The 16,699-nt window shown below is 57.4% G+C and carries 15 protein-coding genes and 1 pseudogene; 10 read left to right on the top strand and 6 right to left on the bottom strand.

What is annotated here, in order from left to right; all coding sequences use genetic code 11:
* Positions 1–183 precede the first annotated feature (183 nt).
* The 4 genes from tssJ to tssM are packed head-to-tail and all read left to right on the top strand — an operon-like array spanning position 184 to position 6,407.
* Positions 184–693 carry a type VI secretion system lipoprotein TssJ gene (gene tssJ / locus P406_RS24210; RefSeq protein WP_046237589.1) on the top strand — a complete coding sequence of 170 codons (510 nt, stop codon included), beginning with the start codon at positions 184–186 and terminating at the stop codon, positions 691–693.
* Positions 690–2,021: a type VI secretion system baseplate subunit TssK gene (tssK, locus tag P406_RS24205; RefSeq protein ID WP_046237588.1), complete on the top strand. Its 1,332-nt coding sequence runs from the start codon at positions 690–692 to the stop codon at positions 2,019–2,021. The genes tssJ and tssK overlap by 4 nt, the downstream gene beginning before the upstream one ends.
* Positions 2,003–2,890, top strand: coding sequence for a type IVB secretion system protein IcmH/DotU (gene icmH, locus P406_RS24200; protein WP_046237587.1), 888 nt, complete (start codon positions 2,003–2,005; stop codon positions 2,888–2,890). Before tssK ends, icmH begins: the two co-directional genes overlap by 19 nt.
* Positions 2,891–2,903: 13 nt before the next feature.
* A complete protein-coding gene (gene tssM, locus P406_RS24195; RefSeq protein WP_046237586.1) occupies positions 2,904–6,407 on the top strand; it encodes a type VI secretion system membrane subunit TssM in 3,504 nt (1,167 codons plus the stop codon).
* 236 nt (positions 6,408–6,643) lie between these two features.
* Here tssM and P406_RS24190 read toward each other — a convergent pair whose 3' ends face one another.
* The 4 genes from P406_RS24190 to P406_RS24175 all read right to left on the bottom strand — a co-directional run bounded on the left by P406_RS24190 (position 6,644) and on the right by P406_RS24175 (position 9,086).
* Positions 6,644–7,102 carry a metallophosphoesterase family protein gene (locus P406_RS24190; RefSeq protein WP_046237585.1) on the bottom strand — a complete coding sequence of 153 codons (459 nt, stop codon included), beginning with the start codon at positions 7,100–7,102 and terminating at the stop codon, positions 6,644–6,646.
* A 78-nt stretch (positions 7,103–7,180) separates the two neighbouring features.
* Positions 7,181–7,762, bottom strand: coding sequence for an ATP phosphoribosyltransferase regulatory subunit (locus P406_RS24185; RefSeq protein WP_046237584.1), 582 nt, complete (start codon positions 7,760–7,762; stop codon positions 7,181–7,183).
* Between the two features lie 289 nt (positions 7,763–8,051).
* Positions 8,052–8,555 carry a GNAT family N-acetyltransferase gene (locus P406_RS24180; protein ID WP_003409996.1) on the bottom strand — a complete coding sequence of 168 codons (504 nt, stop codon included), beginning with the start codon at positions 8,553–8,555 and terminating at the stop codon, positions 8,052–8,054.
* An 81-nt stretch (positions 8,556–8,636) separates the two neighbouring features.
* A complete protein-coding gene (locus P406_RS24175; protein WP_003416281.1) occupies positions 8,637–9,086 on the bottom strand; it encodes a DUF7832 domain-containing protein in 450 nt (149 codons plus the stop codon).
* Positions 9,087–9,234: 148 nt separating this feature from the next.
* Between P406_RS24175 and P406_RS24170 the strand changes: the two genes are divergently transcribed.
* From P406_RS24170 to P406_RS24160, 3 genes are all read left to right on the top strand, one after another.
* On the top strand, positions 9,235–10,461 hold the full coding sequence (locus tag P406_RS24170) for a YegJ family protein (protein WP_052739357.1): 1,227 nt from the start codon (positions 9,235–9,237) through the stop codon (positions 10,459–10,461).
* 82 nt (positions 10,462–10,543) lie between these two features.
* Positions 10,544–11,383, top strand: coding sequence for a TauD/TfdA dioxygenase family protein (locus tag P406_RS24165; RefSeq protein WP_003410004.1), 840 nt, complete (start codon positions 10,544–10,546; stop codon positions 11,381–11,383).
* 92 nt (positions 11,384–11,475) lie between these two features.
* Positions 11,476–11,727, top strand: coding sequence for a hypothetical protein (locus P406_RS24160; protein ID WP_032702858.1), 252 nt, complete (start codon positions 11,476–11,478; stop codon positions 11,725–11,727).
* 21 nt (positions 11,728–11,748) lie between these two features.
* Here the strand turns inward: P406_RS24160 and P406_RS24155 are convergent, their stop codons facing one another.
* Entirely contained in the window at positions 11,749–12,255 is a 507-nt protein-coding gene (locus P406_RS24155; RefSeq protein WP_003410007.1) for a GAF domain-containing protein, read from the bottom strand.
* A gap of 224 nt (positions 12,256–12,479) precedes the next feature.
* On the opposite strand from P406_RS24155, the pseudogene P406_RS30435 reads away from it, so the two are divergent.
* Together P406_RS30435 and P406_RS30430 are read left to right on the top strand one after the other, a co-directional pair.
* A pseudogene (locus P406_RS30435) lies at positions 12,480–13,526 on the top strand (methyl-accepting chemotaxis protein); the annotation flags it as partial.
* Positions 13,509–14,381, top strand: coding sequence for a methyl-accepting chemotaxis protein (locus tag P406_RS30430; protein ID WP_370737614.1), 873 nt, complete (start codon positions 13,509–13,511; stop codon positions 14,379–14,381). The pseudogene P406_RS30435 and the gene P406_RS30430, both read left to right, overlap by 18 nt.
* An 81-nt stretch (positions 14,382–14,462) precedes the next feature.
* Here the strand turns inward: P406_RS30430 and P406_RS24145 are convergent, their stop codons facing one another.
* Positions 14,463–15,368, bottom strand: a complete 906-nt coding sequence (locus P406_RS24145) for a LysR family transcriptional regulator (protein ID WP_046237582.1) — start codon at positions 15,366–15,368, stop codon at positions 14,463–14,465.
* A gap of 103 nt (positions 15,369–15,471) precedes the next feature.
* Between P406_RS24145 and P406_RS24140 the strand changes: the two genes are divergently transcribed.
* Positions 15,472–16,674: an aspartate aminotransferase family protein gene (locus tag P406_RS24140; RefSeq protein WP_046237581.1), complete on the top strand. Its 1,203-nt coding sequence runs from the start codon at positions 15,472–15,474 to the stop codon at positions 16,672–16,674.
* Positions 16,675–16,699 lie beyond the last annotated feature (25 nt).

Below are 16,699 nucleotides of genomic sequence, written 5' to 3'. Positions count from 1 at the left end.
TGCGCTGATTTGCCTTGGAGGGTGCAAAGGTCATTTCAAGTTCAGTGATGATCAATACCGCGCGCTGGGCAGTCCAGAACCCTCCAGCCCACTGAATGCTTTGCGGCAGGACTCGACTCCTGAAAAAGAGATGTCAGCGTCGCATGCCTTTTCGATTGCTGCCCTGCGTCAGGATTTCCAGAAATGATCTCGGTGAGCTCTTGTGTTACCCGAGTCTTCCAAACGGTACTGATAGTACTTTTGGTTTTGATCTCAGGTTGCTCCGCACTATCGCCGTACTCAACGCAAACACGTCTGGATATCAGATTGAGCGCGAATGATCGACTGAATCCCGATGTGAATGGCAGGCCGTCTCCAGTTGTTTTCAAGCTGCTTGAACTTCGGCGTCCCGTGACGTTTGAGAGCATGGATTTTTTCTCGCTTTATAAACGTACCGGGCAGGCGCTGGGAAATGATCTGGTGGCCAGTGAAGAGTTCGAACTTCGTCCCGGCGACAGTATTGAGTTGAAGCTGAAGCTCGACGACAGCAGTCGTTATGTCGCGGTGCTCGCGGCTTACCGCAACGTGTCCGAGACCCGCTGGCGTCAGGTGATTCAAATACTCCCCAACCAACAGAACAGCGCTGTTTTTGTATTGGGGGATTCCGGGCTTCAACTGGCAGACAGCCCAACTCGCACAGGAAAGTCGCTATGAATTCGCACAAGGTTATCTGGCAGGAAGGCATGCTGCTTCGCCCGCAGCACTTTCAGCATCACGATCGTTACTATGACGATCAGTTGCGGATTCGGACTCAGTTGGCAGGCGCCTACAACTGGGGCTTTACAGCTCTGGAAATTGATCCGCAATTTCTGGGTTCAGGGCAGATCGTGATTGCCCAGGCCTCGGGCATCCTGCCGGACGGCAGTGTCTTCGATATACGCGGCCATGAGAGTCCTTTGGCGCTGGATATTCCTCCCAATACTTCAAACGTGTCGGTGTACCTGGCACTGCCGATCACGGCGGGCAATTGCATTGAGTCTCGCAGTCACGAACAGCCGGATGTGGTCGCACGGTTTACAAGCTACTCAGCGAACATCCGCGATTCAAACGCTGGTGAAGACCGTTCCACGCCAGTGCTGTGCGCCCGGCCAGAGTTCCGATTGTTGATGGGGGAGCCCCAGGGAGAGCACACCTACAGCATGCTCAAGGTCTGCCACATTCTGATCTGCAGTCCTGACAAGTCGCTTTCGCTGGACCTCGAATTTTCACCGGCCTTTATCAGCGCCAGCGGTTCCCGCTTTGTGATGTCGTGCCTGAGGGAAGTGGCAGGTTTGCTGAATCACCGTGGGGACGTGATTGCCGAGCGTATCGGTGTTCGCGGTCAGGCCAGTGGCGCAGAGGCAAGCGATTTGATGATGTTGCAACTGGTCAATCGCAATGCATTGGTTTTTCAACACTATCTCACTATTCGAAGCATCCACCCTGAAGAGCTCTACCGTGCACTGCTGTCGCTGTTGGGCGAGTTATCGACATTTGGCGGTGAAAGCAGACGTCCTCGATTGGAGGTTACTTACCAGCACAGTGACCAGGGCTGCACATTCAGAAGCGTAATGTCCGAGATTCGACAGATGCTGTCGATGGTTCTCGAGCAGCAGGCTCAGGAACTGGAGTTGCAGCCCCGGCAGTATGGAGTTCTGGTTTCGCCTCGGGTGGATCGTGAGCTATTGGGGGATGCCTCGTTCATTATTGCTGCCCGTGCAGATTGCGATGCCGAAGAACTGCGTCTGCGACTGCCTTCGCATCTTAAAGTCGGCTCGGTGGAACGTATTCGCGAGCTGGTAAGCCTGCATTTGCCGGGTTTACGTATCAGGCCTCTGCCTGTGGCGCCTCGGCAAATACCGTTTCATGCTGCCAAGAGCTATTTCATTCTCGATGTCGATGACCGGGAGCAGACCGGGATCGATCAGTCGGGAGGATTCGCTTTCCATGTATCAGGTGAATTTCCCGGTCTTGAACTGCAGTTCTGGGCGATCAGAAATTGAACAGGGTGGCGGATGTGCAAAGCGGTCTCGAAGATCATGCTGCTTTCGACCGGGATAATAGCGGGTCGAAAAGCGGCTACTTCACCGACACCCACCACACGAATCTTTTCGAAGGTCTGCAGGAGCAGTTGCTCTACAGCACTCGGCGAGTATCGGAAAGAAAGGTCGGTAGCCACGTCAATCCACTGGTTGCTGCAGCCAGCGAACTGCTGGCTCAGGTGGCAAAGCTGGGTGCAGCAGATGACGTTGGAGATATCCATCTTCTGAACGTACAGCTTTCCGATCAGGTGAAACTGTTCGAAGCCAGGGCACGGCGAAACGCGATAGCGAACGATGAACTGCTGGCCGCGCGCTATGTGCTGTGTACGGTAGTGGATGAAGCTGTGCTGAACACGGTTTGGGGTAGCCAGAGTGACTGGTCGAAGATCAGTCTGCTAAGCCGCTTTCACAAGGAAACCTTCGGCGGCGAAAAATTCTTTCAACTGCTTGAAAAGCTCTCCGCAAACGCTTTCAGGCATCTCTCGATGCTCGAGTTGATGTACCTGTGCCTGGCACTCGGTTTTGAGGGGAAGTACCGCTCCCATCGTCGCAATGGCAACGAGCTGGAAGATATCCGGCATAACCTCTATCTGCAGATAAAACACGTAAGAGGCGACGTTTCGCGAACGCTTTCGCCTCACTGGCAGGGCGCACGCTCCGGCGCTGCCGACCGGCTGCGCATTATCCCTGCGTGGCTGATTGTGTTGTTCACCGCTATAAGCCTGACCGCGCTGTATTGCGGATTTGCCTGGGTACTCGGCGAGCAGCGTGAGGCCGTACTCAGGCCTTATCAGTCTGCGGATGCGGTAGTCATCGAGCGGCGGTCTTGAAATGAGAGATGCAGTGAAAAACTTGTTTAAAAAACTCATGACGCTATTGGGCAGCAGCTGGTTCTGGTCGCTGTTATTGGTACTGACGCTGGCTGCCTGTATCTGGATATTCGGGCCCTTGCTGGCGATGGCCGATAACCGGTTCTGGGAGAGTCCCGTTGTGCGCCTGGCGACTATCAGTATGTTGTTGCTGATTTGGGGCCTCGGGGTTGTATTTTTCAACTGGCGCAGCGGCTTGCAGAAAAGGCAGAAGGAGGAAAGCCCGGCAGGCCAGGAACATCTGCGTAAAACTATCGCGGTGGAAAAAGAGCGCCTGGAACTTGCGGGGCGTTTCAAGGATGCCTTGCGCGTGATCAAGGATTCGGACCTGTATGGCGTATTGGGCACCAGGGGCCGAAATGAGCTGCCATGGTATGCAGTGATCGGCCCCCAAGGTAGCGGCAAGACCAGTCTGCTGGATTTTTCCGGGCTCGATTTTCCCCTGGACAGGCGAGGGCGCAAGCTGACGCACGATATGCGCAGCACCAGCAGTTGCGGCTGGTATTTCACTGAGCAGGCAGTTCTGCTGGACACATCCGGGCGCTATCTCGAGCAGCCCGTGCCCGACGTCGACGGCAGCGCATGGACCACGTTATTGAAGTTGCTGCGAGGTCGCCACCGTACGCATCCACTCAGTGGGGTGCTGGTAACACTGCCGGTCGACACTTTGTTTGACGAGCACGACAAGCGTCTGGAGAAAATCGCCGAAGACGTACGGGCTCGCCTGGACGACATATTTCATCAGTTACATATCGATGTGCCGGTTTACCTGGTAATGACCAAGGCCGACTCGGTTGCAGGCTTCGACGCCTTTTTCGATCAACTCTCCCGGGAAGAGAGTGAACAGGTCCTGGGCGCTACGTTCCGGCAGGGTGAGCAAGGCAGTGATATCGATGTTCTTGGCAAGGCGTTCGATGCCTTGCTGCAACGCCTTGCCAGTCAGGTTATCACTCGCATTCATCAGGAGCGGGACAGCCGACGCCGTGGCGAAATGCTTGAGTTTCCCAACCAGCTTGGAGGCATCGCGTATCGACTGAGCGTCTTTGTCGAGCTGGCATTTTCCGGAAATCGCTATCAGCGGGCCAGTCAGTTTCGTGGATTTTACCTGACCCGAGCGCCGCAATTCGTGCAGAACGATCAGCCTTCCGATGGGCAAAGCGATACCGGATCACTGACCCGCTACAGCGGAAAAGCGCGGTTCATTCATGATTTGTTACGACATGTGATTTTCCCTGAGGCCGATCTCGCGATTCTCGATAAAACAGCACGCCGAAAGATTCAGTGGCGTCAGCGGGGTATGTGTTGCGCGGCGTTGTTGCTCTTGTCTGTGTTCGGTGTGCTGTGGGCGACCGGTTTCAGTGCCAATCATGACCGGCTGGAAAGGCTGCGTGTTATGGGCGAGCAATGGGCGCACCAAAGATCATCACTGGGCGCCGAGGACGATCTGCTGACGGTCCTTGATAGCTTGAACACGCTTTATCTGGCGGCCCGCGTATTTCCGGATGGCGATGAGGTCGGTCTGCATGAACGCAGTGGCCTCTATCAGGGCAAGCCTGCCAACGATGTTCTGATGCGCACCTATCATGCGGAGCTGCAGAGGGAGTTGCTGCCACGCGTGGCCCACATGATTGAGGCGCGCATAATGGCTAGCCTGGGGGATCGCGAGCAGTTGCTGGATAGCCTGCGTGCCTACCTGATGCTGGTCAAGGACGAGCACCGGGAACCCTCTGCGCTGAAGGCGTGGGTAGCGACCGACTGGTCAGTTCGTTACGTCGGTCATGCGCAGGCTCAGAACCAGCTGACTCAGCATTTCGAGCGTCTGCTTGCTCAGTCCTTTGCCTACCCTGTAAACGACGCGCTAGTGGCACAGGCTCGACAGGTTCTGCGCAACGAGTCCTTTGCCAGCGTCGTTTATCGAGTGTTGCGCGAAAGGGCAAGTACACTCCCGGACTACAGTCTGGCCCACCACGTCGGCTCTCAGGCAGGTTTACTGGCGGGCACTGATTACCGAATTCCCGGGCTTTATACCCGCCATGGTTATGAGCAATATTTCGTCACTCGTGGCACGGGTTTAGTGACCGAACTCATGCATGACAACTGGGTTCTGGGTGAGGGCGCGCAGTTCGATGCAAAAAAGCTGCGGATGCTGATGGTCGAGCTGGAAAAGCTGTATTTCCGGGATTATGCCGATTATTGGGCCGAGGCGATCGGACGGGTTTCGCTGCAACCCTTCGAGGGTCCTGGTGCTGCTGCGGTGCAAATGGCCGGGCTGACGGCAGCCCATTCACCGTTGTTGCAATTACTGATCGAAGTACGTGACAACACGCTTTTTCCGGTCCTTGCAGACAGTCTCGACGCGATGAAGGCTGAAGCTGGTAAAGCTGTCTCTGGACCATCGCCAATCACTCAGGTGGCCGCGATTGGCGATAAAGTTCAGCAGGCGGTGACTGTCAGCCTGCCCGGGACGGCAAAGAAATCGTTGCAGCGCCGTTTTGATCCCTTACACCGTTTACTGGACAGCGATAATGGTCCGACTCCCGAACTGATTGCCGCATTGAGCGCGATCAATGAATTGCAGATGCAAATGGCTGCTTTGGGGCGTTCAGGTCAGCCCGATCTTGCTGCCTACGAAATGGCAAAGGGACGAATGTCTGGACAGCGGGATGCACTGAGCAACCTGCGCAACGCGGCGACCGGTCTGGCGCAGCCTCTGGGCGGGTTGTTCAATACGCTTGCGGAGGACACCTGGAGCTTCGTGCTGTATCAGTCTCATCGGTACCTCAACCAGCGCTACAAGGCCGAGCTTTACAGTTTCTATGAGCAATCTCTCGACAAGCGCTATCCGTTTCATGCACACAGCAGCAGTGATGTGGCGCTTAATGATTTTCGTGAGTTCTTCGGCTCGCAGGGGATAGCCGAACGCTTCTTTGATAGCTACCTGAGGCCATTTGTCAGTGGCGATCCGGGGCGATACAAACTGCGCAGCATTGACGGCTACAGCCTGCCCATGAGCCGTGCGTATCTGGATCAGATGGCAGGTGTGCATCGAATCCGCAAAAGTTTCTTTGCCCATCGCGCGCAAGAACCGCAGGTGCAGTTTACCCTTGAACCCTACACGCTCGACCCAAGTGTTCGCCGCGCCGAGTTCCGGCTGGGCGAGCAATCACTGGAGTATCGGCATGGTCCTATCGTACCGACCTTGTTCAAATGGCCTGCTGACGCTGAAGAGGGGCGTACGAGTCTGGTGATGGAAGGGATGGCTGGCAGGCCGCTGGGGATTGAAAAGAACACCGGTCCCTGGTCGCTGTTTCGCCTTCTGGATCTGATGCAGACCGAGCCTCTGAAAGGGCGCGATGTTCTGCTGCTCAAGGCCGAGGTGGGCGGGATGCGCGCCAACTATCTTTTGTCGAGCCAGCGGGCACCCAATCCATTTGATATGAGTGCGTTGCGCGATTTTCGTATGCCTGCGCAGCTGTGATGCCAGTGAATGGACTGGAACGCTGATTAATAGAAAGGACACTGCATGAGTCGCAGGATCTTTAGAGGTCCTGTGTTGCATCGGCATTCGGAGCGCTTTCGATACAGGAATGAGTCTTGCGTTCAGGGTGACGCGGAGCGTAACGAACGGCATTCCCATGCGGAGCGTGGGGACGATAATCGCCGTGATCGAAACCCTGTTTTTGCGTGAAGAAATACTCAGCGTTAGCCCTGTTGTCAGTCGACCAACTGCACCAGACTCGGCTCAATCGCATCCGCGCTCACCTCAAGCAGCGCCAGCGTCACCGGCAGTTTGAAACGCCGCCGTCCGGCGCTGCCCGGATTCAGATACAGCGTGTCGCCGCGCCAGTCGATGAGGGGTTTATGCGAGTGGCCGGTAACGACCAGTTTCACGCGGTCATCCACTAGCGCTGGAACGTCGGCGATGTCGTGGACCAGCAGGACTTGCCAGCCGTCGATGTCGAAGCGTAGGTGATCGGCGATGGGGGTTGCCCAGTCTGCATCCATGTCGTTGTTGCCGCGCACGATGTGCAGGGGGGCGATGGCGGTCAGTTGCTCGACGATGTCCTGGCTGCCGATGTCACCGGCATGGATGATCTGTACGCAGCCCTGTAGCGCAGCGATGGCTTCAGGACGGAGCAGTCCGTGGGTGTCGGAAATCACACCAACTTTCATACGGGGGCCTCGGGTCGGGGGCAGGGTAGAAGCGCAGTGTAACGCGTTGCGCTTCTACGACCAGTTACAGGATAGGCGTTATTGGCCGCACCCAAGCGCCAATACCAGCCGCTCCAGTCCGATGCCAAACCCGGCACCCTCCCGATAGGCGCCGCCGCCGACCACTTGTTGCTGCGCACCTAGGCGTGAACATCGCACCTCGAAGCCGTTGCCTTCCAGGTAGTAGCTCAGGCCCCGTTTCACGGCGGTATTGAGTTCATAGTCCAGGCCCAGCGAATCCAGAAAACCGGTGCAGATGGCCTGGTTGCGCAGCAACGCCTGCTGCGGTGAAGGGCTGAGGATTTCCAGCCCCAGTTGGGTGAATTCGCGGTAGCGTCCGGCTTGCGGGCGCTCGTAGCGATAACAGCGTGCCACGTAGAAAAACAGGGCTTCGCGTCGCCCCTCAAGCAGGGCTTCACTGCGCTCCTGAAACAGCGCCGTGGCTTCGGGTATCAGGCAACAGGCGCGCCCGGCCTTGTCCTCGAAGGCCCACATCTGGCCGATGATTTCGCTGCCGCCGGCTTTTTCGATAAAGGTGTCCTGGCCCCATAAGGCCGGCACTATCGCTTCCTCAGCCCCGGCTTCGATGAAGATAGCTCCGGAAACGATTTTCTGTGTCACGCAGGGTTGCGGCTTCTGTTCCGGTCACGATGCGGGTTCCGCGTAGCATGGTCATGGGTGATGATCTCCAGTTTTTTCAGGCAATAAAAAAGGCGCCATGGGCGCCTTGGTCGGTTTCACTGATGGGTCAGAATGTGGATCTATATCTGGCCAATCGATGAGCACAAGCAACCGCAGCACCTTGAAGCGGGCTGTGGTGGTGATGTCGGTTGCTTTGGGGAAATTGATTCATGGCTGATCCTTGCATGCTTTAACGCATCGCTCAAGTAGCGGTTTTGACGGACACGGTTTATCTGAGCCGCGCCATGCTCAAGGCATCGACGAACAGGCCATCGCGCACCGCGTAGTTGCGCAGCCGGCCCTCTGTTTCGAAACCGAATTTTCGATACAGACCTTGGGCTGCTTCGTTGTCGACATACACGGTCAACTCCACTCGGTGCAGGTTCATCCAGTTATCTGCGATGTCCAGTGCTGTTGCCAGCAACTTCGAGCCGACGCCTTTGCCCTGCCAGGCCGATGCGACGCCCATACCGATAGCGCCGACATGGCTTTGTCGACTGCGCGAATACTGCTCCAGGCCAATGCTGCCAATCACCTCGTTGCCATGGAGAGCGACCAGTTTCACGTGTCGCTCGGTACTGGCAGCCAGGCGTTTGCGCCAGACTTCGATGGACTGATAAGGCATCTGCAGTACCTGACGGCACACCGCAGGCTCGTTATAGAGTGCAGTGACACCTTCGAGGTGAATGTCGGCCATGCGCTGGATGAGGATTTGCGGGGCAGGGGCGTGCACGTTGATTCGTTCCTTGAATTGCGTATTGGCGGTGAGGCCGAAGCGGCATTTTGCGGTATAGCTGCCGCCGCGTTATACGGGTCAGACAATATATTCGGGTTTGCCCATCGCTTGCCAGTCTGCAAAACGAGCATCTATGACTGGGGACAGTTTGTCGTAATTGGCCCAGGTGTCTTCAACGCTGTAGATCGCATCCTGGGTGACACCAAAGGCGAGCACGTAATCATCGACATAGCGGCTGTCGCTGTTCAGTCCCTCGTAATAGGCTATCGCGAACGCATTGCCGACTGTATTGAACTCCTGATCGGTAAGCTTTTCGTCGAGCATTGATATAACGAAGGCACTGCCCGTAAGCTCGCGTTTTTCCAGCGCGTCTACCTCGCTTTCTGCATCATCGAGCAGCTCTTCACTGGCCAGTTTGTTCAGCAGCATCCAGGCCAGAAACATACCGATGTGCGTTGCACCGGCGGCGTGTGGAAGGTCGCTGGGAAAGTTGCCGTTATAGTGCCAGGAGGCGTCGTCGTATTTCATTTCTGCTCCGATTGAGGCACGCCAGTATCGATTTTCAGGCGTTCGTTCGAGGCACTTTGGCAGCGGATTATCCTGGCCGCAAGCAGGTAATATCGAGATTGGCGCCACAGTGACTCAAGAAATAATGTATTTAAAACAGCCGAATTGAATGAGGGCCAGCGACACCGCCATTCTGTTCGCACTCATCAAACAAGGAATGACCCTGCCAATGACGGAGCAAAAAATTTACGGTGTTGAAGGCGAGAGCGAGGACTTTCGTGTTGCGGTTGCCAGTGCGCAGCGCACCTTCAGATTCTTCTGGCGCGAGATGTCCTGGGAGCGTCGCCGAATTGTGAAAGCGCTGGACCTGGCTGCGGTAAAGGTGTCCTTCACGACTGACTCAGCCGATCCCGACAGCCCATCGGTTGAGAACATGTGGGTCACGGATGTCGATTTCGACGGCCTGACCCTCTCGGGCATTCTCATGAATGAGCCTGTGTGGGTGAGTTCGATAAATGCAGGGGACCCTGTGTCGGTTTCCCTGGACCGCTTGAATGACTGGGTCTATGTGTTTGGCGGTCGCGCATTTGGCGGTTTCACTATCGATGCCCTGCGGTCCGGCATGTCTGCGGCCGAGCGCGTCGAGCATGACCAGGCGTGGGGGTTGGACTTTGGTGAGGCGGGGACCGTTATGCTTGTTCCGCCAGCAGAGGGCAAGTCACCGGTCTGCTTCTCGCGCGCACTGGACAGTGCATCGGATAAACGTGCCTTGAACAAGCTGGAGCGGCTTGAGCATCCGATGGGACTGAACGCACAGGGTGCCGTGGAAGAGGGCCTTCGGGATGATCCGGGTCTGGCCACTGACTACGACGACTCGGGCTGGCAAATGATCCATCGCGAAACCCTCGCCGGTAATTGCAATTTCGTCGCTACGCTTCTGTACATGGGGGCAGATTCTGCGGCGACCAACAGCAATGGCCATGACGTACTGACGCTTGCGCGTATTGCAGGATGGCCGAGAACCATCGAGCTCTTGGAGGGGGATCGGTCGAACCTTGAAAAGCACGTACAGCGTCGTGGCTTTCCAGCCTGGCCCATTGGGCTGACGATGGCGGTCATCGGGGTGGTCGGCCTTTATTTTGCTGCCTTGAGTCAGTCGACAGGTTCTCTGATTGTCAGAAACGACAGCCTCTTAAGCACTGGGCTTTTCATTGTCCTTGTCTGGTTCCTGGGGCAGGGTCTTATTCTCTGTACGGGCCCCTGGTATTTTCGACTCCGGGAGCGCACGCCGATATGGGGCAAGGCCAGAGCGCTGGATTTGCTGGCAATGCTTATCGGAGTATTGCTCGCTTTCTTCCTGCACGATCACTTGGGTAATTATCTGCATTCCCTTTAAAACGTCCCGCGGCAAAACAGAGCTATTGCTTCCATTTCCTCATAAGTGTACCGTTGTGTTCACTTATGAGGAGGGTCGCACCATGTTAGCCACTTCGCTCGTTCAGCTGTCACAGGAGCCCATCAAGCCAGGTATTGGCGCGCGTGTTTTCAACGGCAAGCAGGAACTGCTGTCGGGGCAATTCGCTGGCGAGATCCGGGAGCTGCTGGAGCAGCGAGGGGTGCTGGTGTTCCCGCAGATTCATTTTTCCGACGCAGAGCAAATTGCCTTCACTCGCACGCTGGGTACGTTCTGCCCTGAACCCGGCGATGGGCAGAACATCACCCGGATCAGCCTGGATGTGAAAGAGAATCCGGCAGGCGCGGAGTTTCTCAAAGGTTCGCTCTACTGGCACATAGACGGTACGAGCAGCGATTCACCCATTCTGGCTTCGTTGTTGTCCTGCAAGGTGCCCGCCAGCTGGGGAGGCAACACGGGTTTCTGTAACACTTACGCGGCGTACGAGGGACTATCGAGCGCTGAGCAACAGCATTACGACGGTCTGCGCGTCATTCATGCCCCATGGGCATCGTTACTCTATTACAATCCGGAGCCCGGCCTTGCGATGCTCGAGGCCATGCAGGCTATCGGCGAGAAGGAGTTGCCGCTGGTCTGGAAGCACCGATCCGGTCGCAAGTCGCTGATTCTGGGCTGCACCGCGCAGCAAGTCGTTGGCCTCAGCCTGGCGCAAAGTGCGCGAATTCTGGTTGGCCTTCGCGAGTGGGCCACGTCCGAGGCGTTCAGTTACAGCCATGCGTGGCAGGTCGGTGATCTGGTGATCTGGGACAACACCGGCACCATGCACCGGGCCGAAGCTTATGACCCCGAGTGCGGGCGAATGATGCACCGCACCAAGTTGCAGGGCGAAGAGCCCTTCGCGTAATGCGACGACCGCGAGAGCCGGGTGACGCCCCGGCTTTTATACTGAGTGGCTCATTGTGAGCCAGATCGTTTTGCCGGATTGGAGAAACGAGAATGTGCAGACCCAAAGAACCCATTGCGGGTATTTTTCTATTGTTGGTCCTGGCCGCTGGCGGTTGGGTGGCTCAGGAGCCATTTCCTCATTTCGGGATCGATCTGCCTGTCGAAGCCTTGCTGGACGGCGATCACCCTGCGACACCCGTTCCGCCCCGACATCGCATGCAACTCGACGAAGGTCAGTTCAGCAGTGCCTTGCTCGAATCGGTGCCCCTGTATGCGCTTGCAGAGCAGTCTGTCAGCCCGTAAGTCGGCAGTGCTGCGCCCGAGTCAGCTGCCTTCGTTGATGTTGGCGAAGAAAATGCACCCGATCAATCGGGCGAACAGGGTCAGGGTTTCCGCCAGATCGGGGTCGTCAAACAGCGTCGTTCTGGAGTCCAGAGCGCACAACGCGCCATACAGTTGCCCGTCGGGAAGGTAGATCGGTACGCCGGCATAGCTTTCGATGGCGTAGCGCTTTACCACCGGCAGGTTCGCATACCGGCCGTTCGTGCTGATCTGCGGCACGAACAGTGCTTCGGGGTTGACGCAAAACTCGTTGCAGAGCGTGGTCTCGAGTTTGAACACGTCGCCGTCGTCGATACCCAGGTCTGTCGGGTCATAGACAGAGCAGGCGATCCAGTCGGCATCGGTAAACTTGGCAATACCGGCGAAGCGCATGCCTGTCAGGCGAGTGACAAGGCGCAGCACATTGGTCGTGGCCTCGATCTCGGCAATTGCAGAGCGCTCCTCGATGGTCAACAAGCTGCTTTTTGAGGCGATCAATTCCAGACTCATGCACTTCTCCAGAATACCCAAGTGTGGGTAACGGCCCATGCTAACTGACTCGAATGAAAATGCCATCGGGGTTGGTCGCGCCCGCGAGGATTTATTTTCAAGCGAAATATTGACGTCAGTTTTAAAGTTTGAAGCCTCGCTGCCGACATCTGTGGATTGTATAGATAGATGGCAAGGACAGGCCTCTTGCATTCCACTGATGACCAACAAAAGAGCGACTCCCCGTGATAAATACTCTGAGCAATATTTCTGTCAGGTCCAAGCTCGTGCTCGGGTTTGCTTTGGTCATCGTACTGACGGTGCTGATTGCGCTGACAGGCTGGACAGGCATCACCTCGCTGAGTGAACGAAGCGAGCGGATTTCCGACATCGGCAAGCTGAGCTCGCTTACGCGAGATGTCCGTATTGCCCGATTGGCCTATTCGGTCAACTATGACGCCGAGCGCGCCAGCAACTGGCTGAAAGCATTCGAAAGTCTCGAAAATCATGTGAAGTATGCGCAGAAGGTGTTCGACTCGCCGTTGAATATACCGCTGGTCAATACTGCCGCCGACGCCTTGAAGGATTACCGTATTCACTACGACAACCTCATGCAGGCAACCGCTGCCCGTGAGGCCACCCGTTCGGTGTTTGGCCAGTACGCCGATGCAGGCGCTGATGATTTGCAAAAGCTCAACGCCGTTGCCCGATCCGATGACGGCACCCCCGCGCAGCGCGATGCCATCGTGCAGGCGATGACGCTGTTCCAGAAAATGCGCTTCGACTTGCGTGGTTACACCTATTCGCTGAAGCCGGAAAACCGTGCTCCAGCGGAAACATCGATGAACACGGTTATCGAGTTTGTCAGAAATCTGCAAGGTTTCGAGGGTCAGTCGGTGACCATCAAGCACCTTGTTGACTCTATGCTCAGCTATCAGAACACCTTGAATCAGTTCACCGCGGCGCAGGCCAGGATTGATCTGGCTCAGGCAGGCATCACCAAAGACATCGGCATCCTGTTTGAATGTGCTGACAAGCTGTCCGAGAACCAGGTCAACCTGAGAGTTGAGGATGTGAGTCAGGCCAAGATGCTGCTCTCTGTCTGGCTGATTGCAGCGTTGATCATGAGCGCCCTGGCGGCGTGGGTCATTACCAACCTTATCGTTGGCCCGCTGCGTGAAACATTGAAACTGGCCGAGCGTGTCGCTGATGGTGATCTGACGCACAACCAGGTAGTCACCCGCAAGGACGAACTGGGCCAGTTGCAGGGCAGCATGATGCGCATGACCGGCAACCTGCGCGAGCTGATTGGTGGCTTGCGCGATGGCGTGACACAAATCGCCAGTGCCGCCGAACAGTTGTCGGCCGTCACCGAGCAGACCAGCGCTGGCGTCAACAGCCAGAAGAGCGAAACCGATCAGGTCGCCACTGCGATGCACGAAATGTCTGCGACCGTTCAGGAAGTCGCACGCAACGCAGAACAGGCTTCGCACGCTGCGGTCAACGCCTCGAAAGAAGCTCGCGAAGGCGACGGCGTGGTTTCCAAGGCGGTTGCCCAGATCGAGAAGCTCGCAACTGAAGTCTCTCACTCCAAGTCCGCGATGGACGACCTCAAGAATGAGAGCAACAAGATTGGTGGCGTGCTCGATGTCATCAAGGCCGTTGCCGAGCAGACCAATCTGCTGGCCCTCAACGCTGCAATCGAAGCCGCGCGTGCGGGCGAAGCAGGCCGAGGCTTTGCGGTGGTGGCTGACGAAGTGAGAAGCCTGGCCCAGCGCACGCAGACGTCGACCGAAGAGATCGCGGCATTGATCAGTGGCCTGCATACCCGCACGGCGCAGGTGGCAACGATCCTCGACAACAGCCAGGCACTGACTGCAAACAGTGTCGAGCTGACGCGCAACGCGGGTGTTTCCATCAATAACATGACTCAGGCGATCTCGACGATCGAGACGATGAACCATCAGATCGCCGCTGCCGCCGAAGAGCAAAGCGCCGTTGCCGAAGAGATCAACCGCAGTGTCCTCAATGTGCGAGACATCTCCGAACAGACGGCTTCTGCCAGTGAAGAGACCGCTGCGTCGAGCGTCGAGCTCGCTCGTCTGGGCGTGCATCTGCAAAGCCTGGTCAGTCGATTCCGGGTCTGACGTTCATTCCCGGTACACCCCGGCGCGCACCGCAAAGGCTGCGCGCCGGAGTCGACCCGTTAACCCTCCGGCGGTAAGCCCTTACCGCCCCCAAAGCCCCGTCGCGTACTCCACAAAACTTCTCAGCTTGGGCAATCGATAACGGTCCTGCACATACAGCAGGTTTGTCGGTCGTCTGGGCAAATGGTAGTCGGGGAACAACGCAATCAGCCGGCCTTCCTGCAAGTCTCGCTGCACCAGCGCATCCGGAAGCATCACTACGCCCATGCCTGCACGAGCCGCCTGATAAAGACCGGCGGAAGTGTTGGCCACCATCGAACCGCTTACCTCCACCAGCACGTCGCCGTCTGCGCCGGTCATACGCCACTGTGTACCGGCAGTGCGCCATTCGTCTCCCGCCGGGTAGGCGAACGCCAGGCAGTTATGCTCACGAAGATCCTCGGGATGCGTCGGCGTGCCGTGGCGGGCCAGATAGTCCGGCGCGGCGCAGATGGTCAAGGTGTAATCCTGCAGGGCGCGCGCGATCAGTGGCGACGATTCAGGCATGTTGCCCAGGCGAATGGCGACGTCAAAGCCATTGTCGATCATGTCCAGACGTTGATTGGTCAGCACCAGATCGAGCTTGACCTCGGGAAAGCGCCGCGAAAATTCGACCAGAGCAGGCGCCAGCACTTCCGAGCCGAAGGTCAGTGGCGCGGTGATGCGCAGTGTACCTGTGGGGTCGCCGTGGGCCTGCTCGGCCAACTGCTCGGACTCGGCCACCAGCCCCAGCACCTCGAGGCAACGCTCGTAATACGCGGTACCGAATTCCGTCAGTCGCTGGCGGCGTGTGGTGCGCTGCAACAGGCTGACGCCCAGGCGCTCCTCCAGTGCGCGCAAGTGATTGCCGACCATGGTGGTGGAAATCGAACACGCTTGCGCCGCTGCCGTCAGGCTGCCTGCCTCGACCACTTTCACGTACACGCGCATTGCCTGAAATAAATCCATTATCAATCTCAGCTTTAAAATGATTGAAGTATTTCGCTGTTTATCCATTTGAGGTGGTTAACGATACTGCAAAAACCGAAACATACCCAAGGAGCTTCACCTCATGACCGCCACCTGCCTGATGAGCACTTACCAACCTCTGGCCCTGAGCTTCACTCATGGTCTGGGCACACGTCTGTGGGACCAAGGCGGGCGCGAGTACCTGGACGCCGTGGCAGGCGTGGCTGTGACCAACGTGGGGCACTCGCATCCACTGCTGGTAGAGGCGATTCGTGATCAGGCGGGTCTGCTGTTGCACACCTCCAACCTGTACACCGTCGACTGGCAGCAGCGCCTTGCGCAGAAACTGACGGCCTTGTCGGGGCTGGACGCGGTGTTTTTCAACAATTCCGGTGCCGAGGCCAACGAGACTGCGCTCAAGCTGGCGCGCCTGCATGGCTGGCACAAATACATCGAACGGCCTCTGGTCGTGGTCATGGAAAACGCCTTTCACGGCCGCACGCTGGGCACGCTATCGGCCAGCGACGGACCAGCTGTGCGCCTGGGTTTCAGTACCTTGCCGGGCGATTACATCAAGGTGCCATTTGGCGACCTGGCGGCGTTCGACAAGGTTTGCACGACCTATGGGCACCGGATCTGCGCCGTGCTGGTCGAGCCGATTCAAGGCGAGGGCGGCGCGCAGATGGCACCCGCCGGGTATCTCAAGGCCTTGAGAGAGCGTTGCACGCGGCGTGACTGGCTGTTGATGCTCGACGAAATCCAGACCGGCATGGGCCGTACCGGCAAGTGGTTTGCCTTTCAGCATGAGGGCATCGTTCCAGACGTCATGACCCTGGCCAAGGGGCTGGGCAACGGCATACCGATCGGCGCCTGCCTGGCCCGGGGCCGGGCGGCGCAACTGTTCACGCCCGGCAGCCACGGCAGTACCTTCGGCGGTAATCCGCTGGCCTGCCGGGTCGGCTGCACGGTGATCGATATCATCGAACAACAGGCGCTGGTGGCAAACGCCGCACTGCAAGGCAGGCAGTTGCTGGCCGGGCTGCGCAATGCGCTGGGTGCCCACCCGAACGTGCTGGACGTTCGTGGCCAGGGTTTGATGATCGGGATCGAATTGCGCCAGGCCATACCTGAACTGACACGCATTGCAGCCGAGGAACATGGCCTGCTGATCAATGTCACTCGGGGCAAAATCATCCGCCTGTTGCCACCCCTGGTGCTGGACGCCGCTGAAGTGGCGCAGATCGTCCAAGGCTTGGCGGCGAGCCTAGACAGCGCCTGTGATCGGTCATTTGCACGCACTGCCTGACGCCACGGATTAAGGAAAAGGACTA

Source organism: Pseudomonas syringae pv. coryli str. NCPPB 4273, assembly GCF_000972175.1.
GTDB classification, from domain to species: Bacteria; Pseudomonadota; Gammaproteobacteria; order Pseudomonadales; family Pseudomonadaceae; genus Aquipseudomonas; species Aquipseudomonas syringae.
The sequence above is the reverse complement of the archived record's forward strand: the minus strand, read 5'-3'. Positions and strand labels throughout refer to the sequence as shown.

What these genes read in the sequence shown, in the direction of transcription:
- tssJ (WP_046237589.1), top strand. Translation starts at nt 184, where the DNA reads ATGATCTCGGTGAGCTCTTGTGTTACCCGAGTCTTCCAAACGGTACTG.
- tssK (WP_046237588.1), top strand. Translation starts at nt 690, where the DNA reads ATGAATTCGCACAAGGTTATCTGGCAGGAAGGCATGCTGCTTCGCCCG.
- P406_RS24190 (WP_046237585.1), bottom strand. Translation starts at nt 7,102, where the DNA reads ATGAAAGTTGGTGTGATTTCCGACACCCACGGACTGCTCCGTCCTGAA.
- P406_RS24175 (WP_003416281.1), bottom strand. Translation starts at nt 9,086, where the DNA reads ATGAAATACGACGACGCCTCCTGGCACTATAACGGCAACTTTCCCAGC.
- P406_RS24170 (WP_052739357.1), top strand. Translation starts at nt 9,235, where the DNA reads ATGAGGGCCAGCGACACCGCCATTCTGTTCGCACTCATCAAACAAGGA.
- P406_RS24165 (WP_003410004.1), top strand. Translation starts at nt 10,544, where the DNA reads ATGTTAGCCACTTCGCTCGTTCAGCTGTCACAGGAGCCCATCAAGCCA.
- P406_RS24160 (WP_032702858.1), top strand. Translation starts at nt 11,476, where the DNA reads ATGTGCAGACCCAAAGAACCCATTGCGGGTATTTTTCTATTGTTGGTC.
- P406_RS24155 (WP_003410007.1), bottom strand. Translation starts at nt 12,255, where the DNA reads ATGAGTCTGGAATTGATCGCCTCAAAAAGCAGCTTGTTGACCATCGAG.
- P406_RS30430 (WP_370737614.1), top strand. Translation starts at nt 13,509, where the DNA reads ATGATGCGCATGACCGGCAACCTGCGCGAGCTGATTGGTGGCTTGCGC.
- P406_RS24145 (WP_046237582.1), bottom strand. Translation starts at nt 15,368, where the DNA reads ATGGATTTATTTCAGGCAATGCGCGTGTACGTGAAAGTGGTCGAGGCA.
- P406_RS24140 (WP_046237581.1), top strand. Translation starts at nt 15,472, where the DNA reads ATGACCGCCACCTGCCTGATGAGCACTTACCAACCTCTGGCCCTGAGC.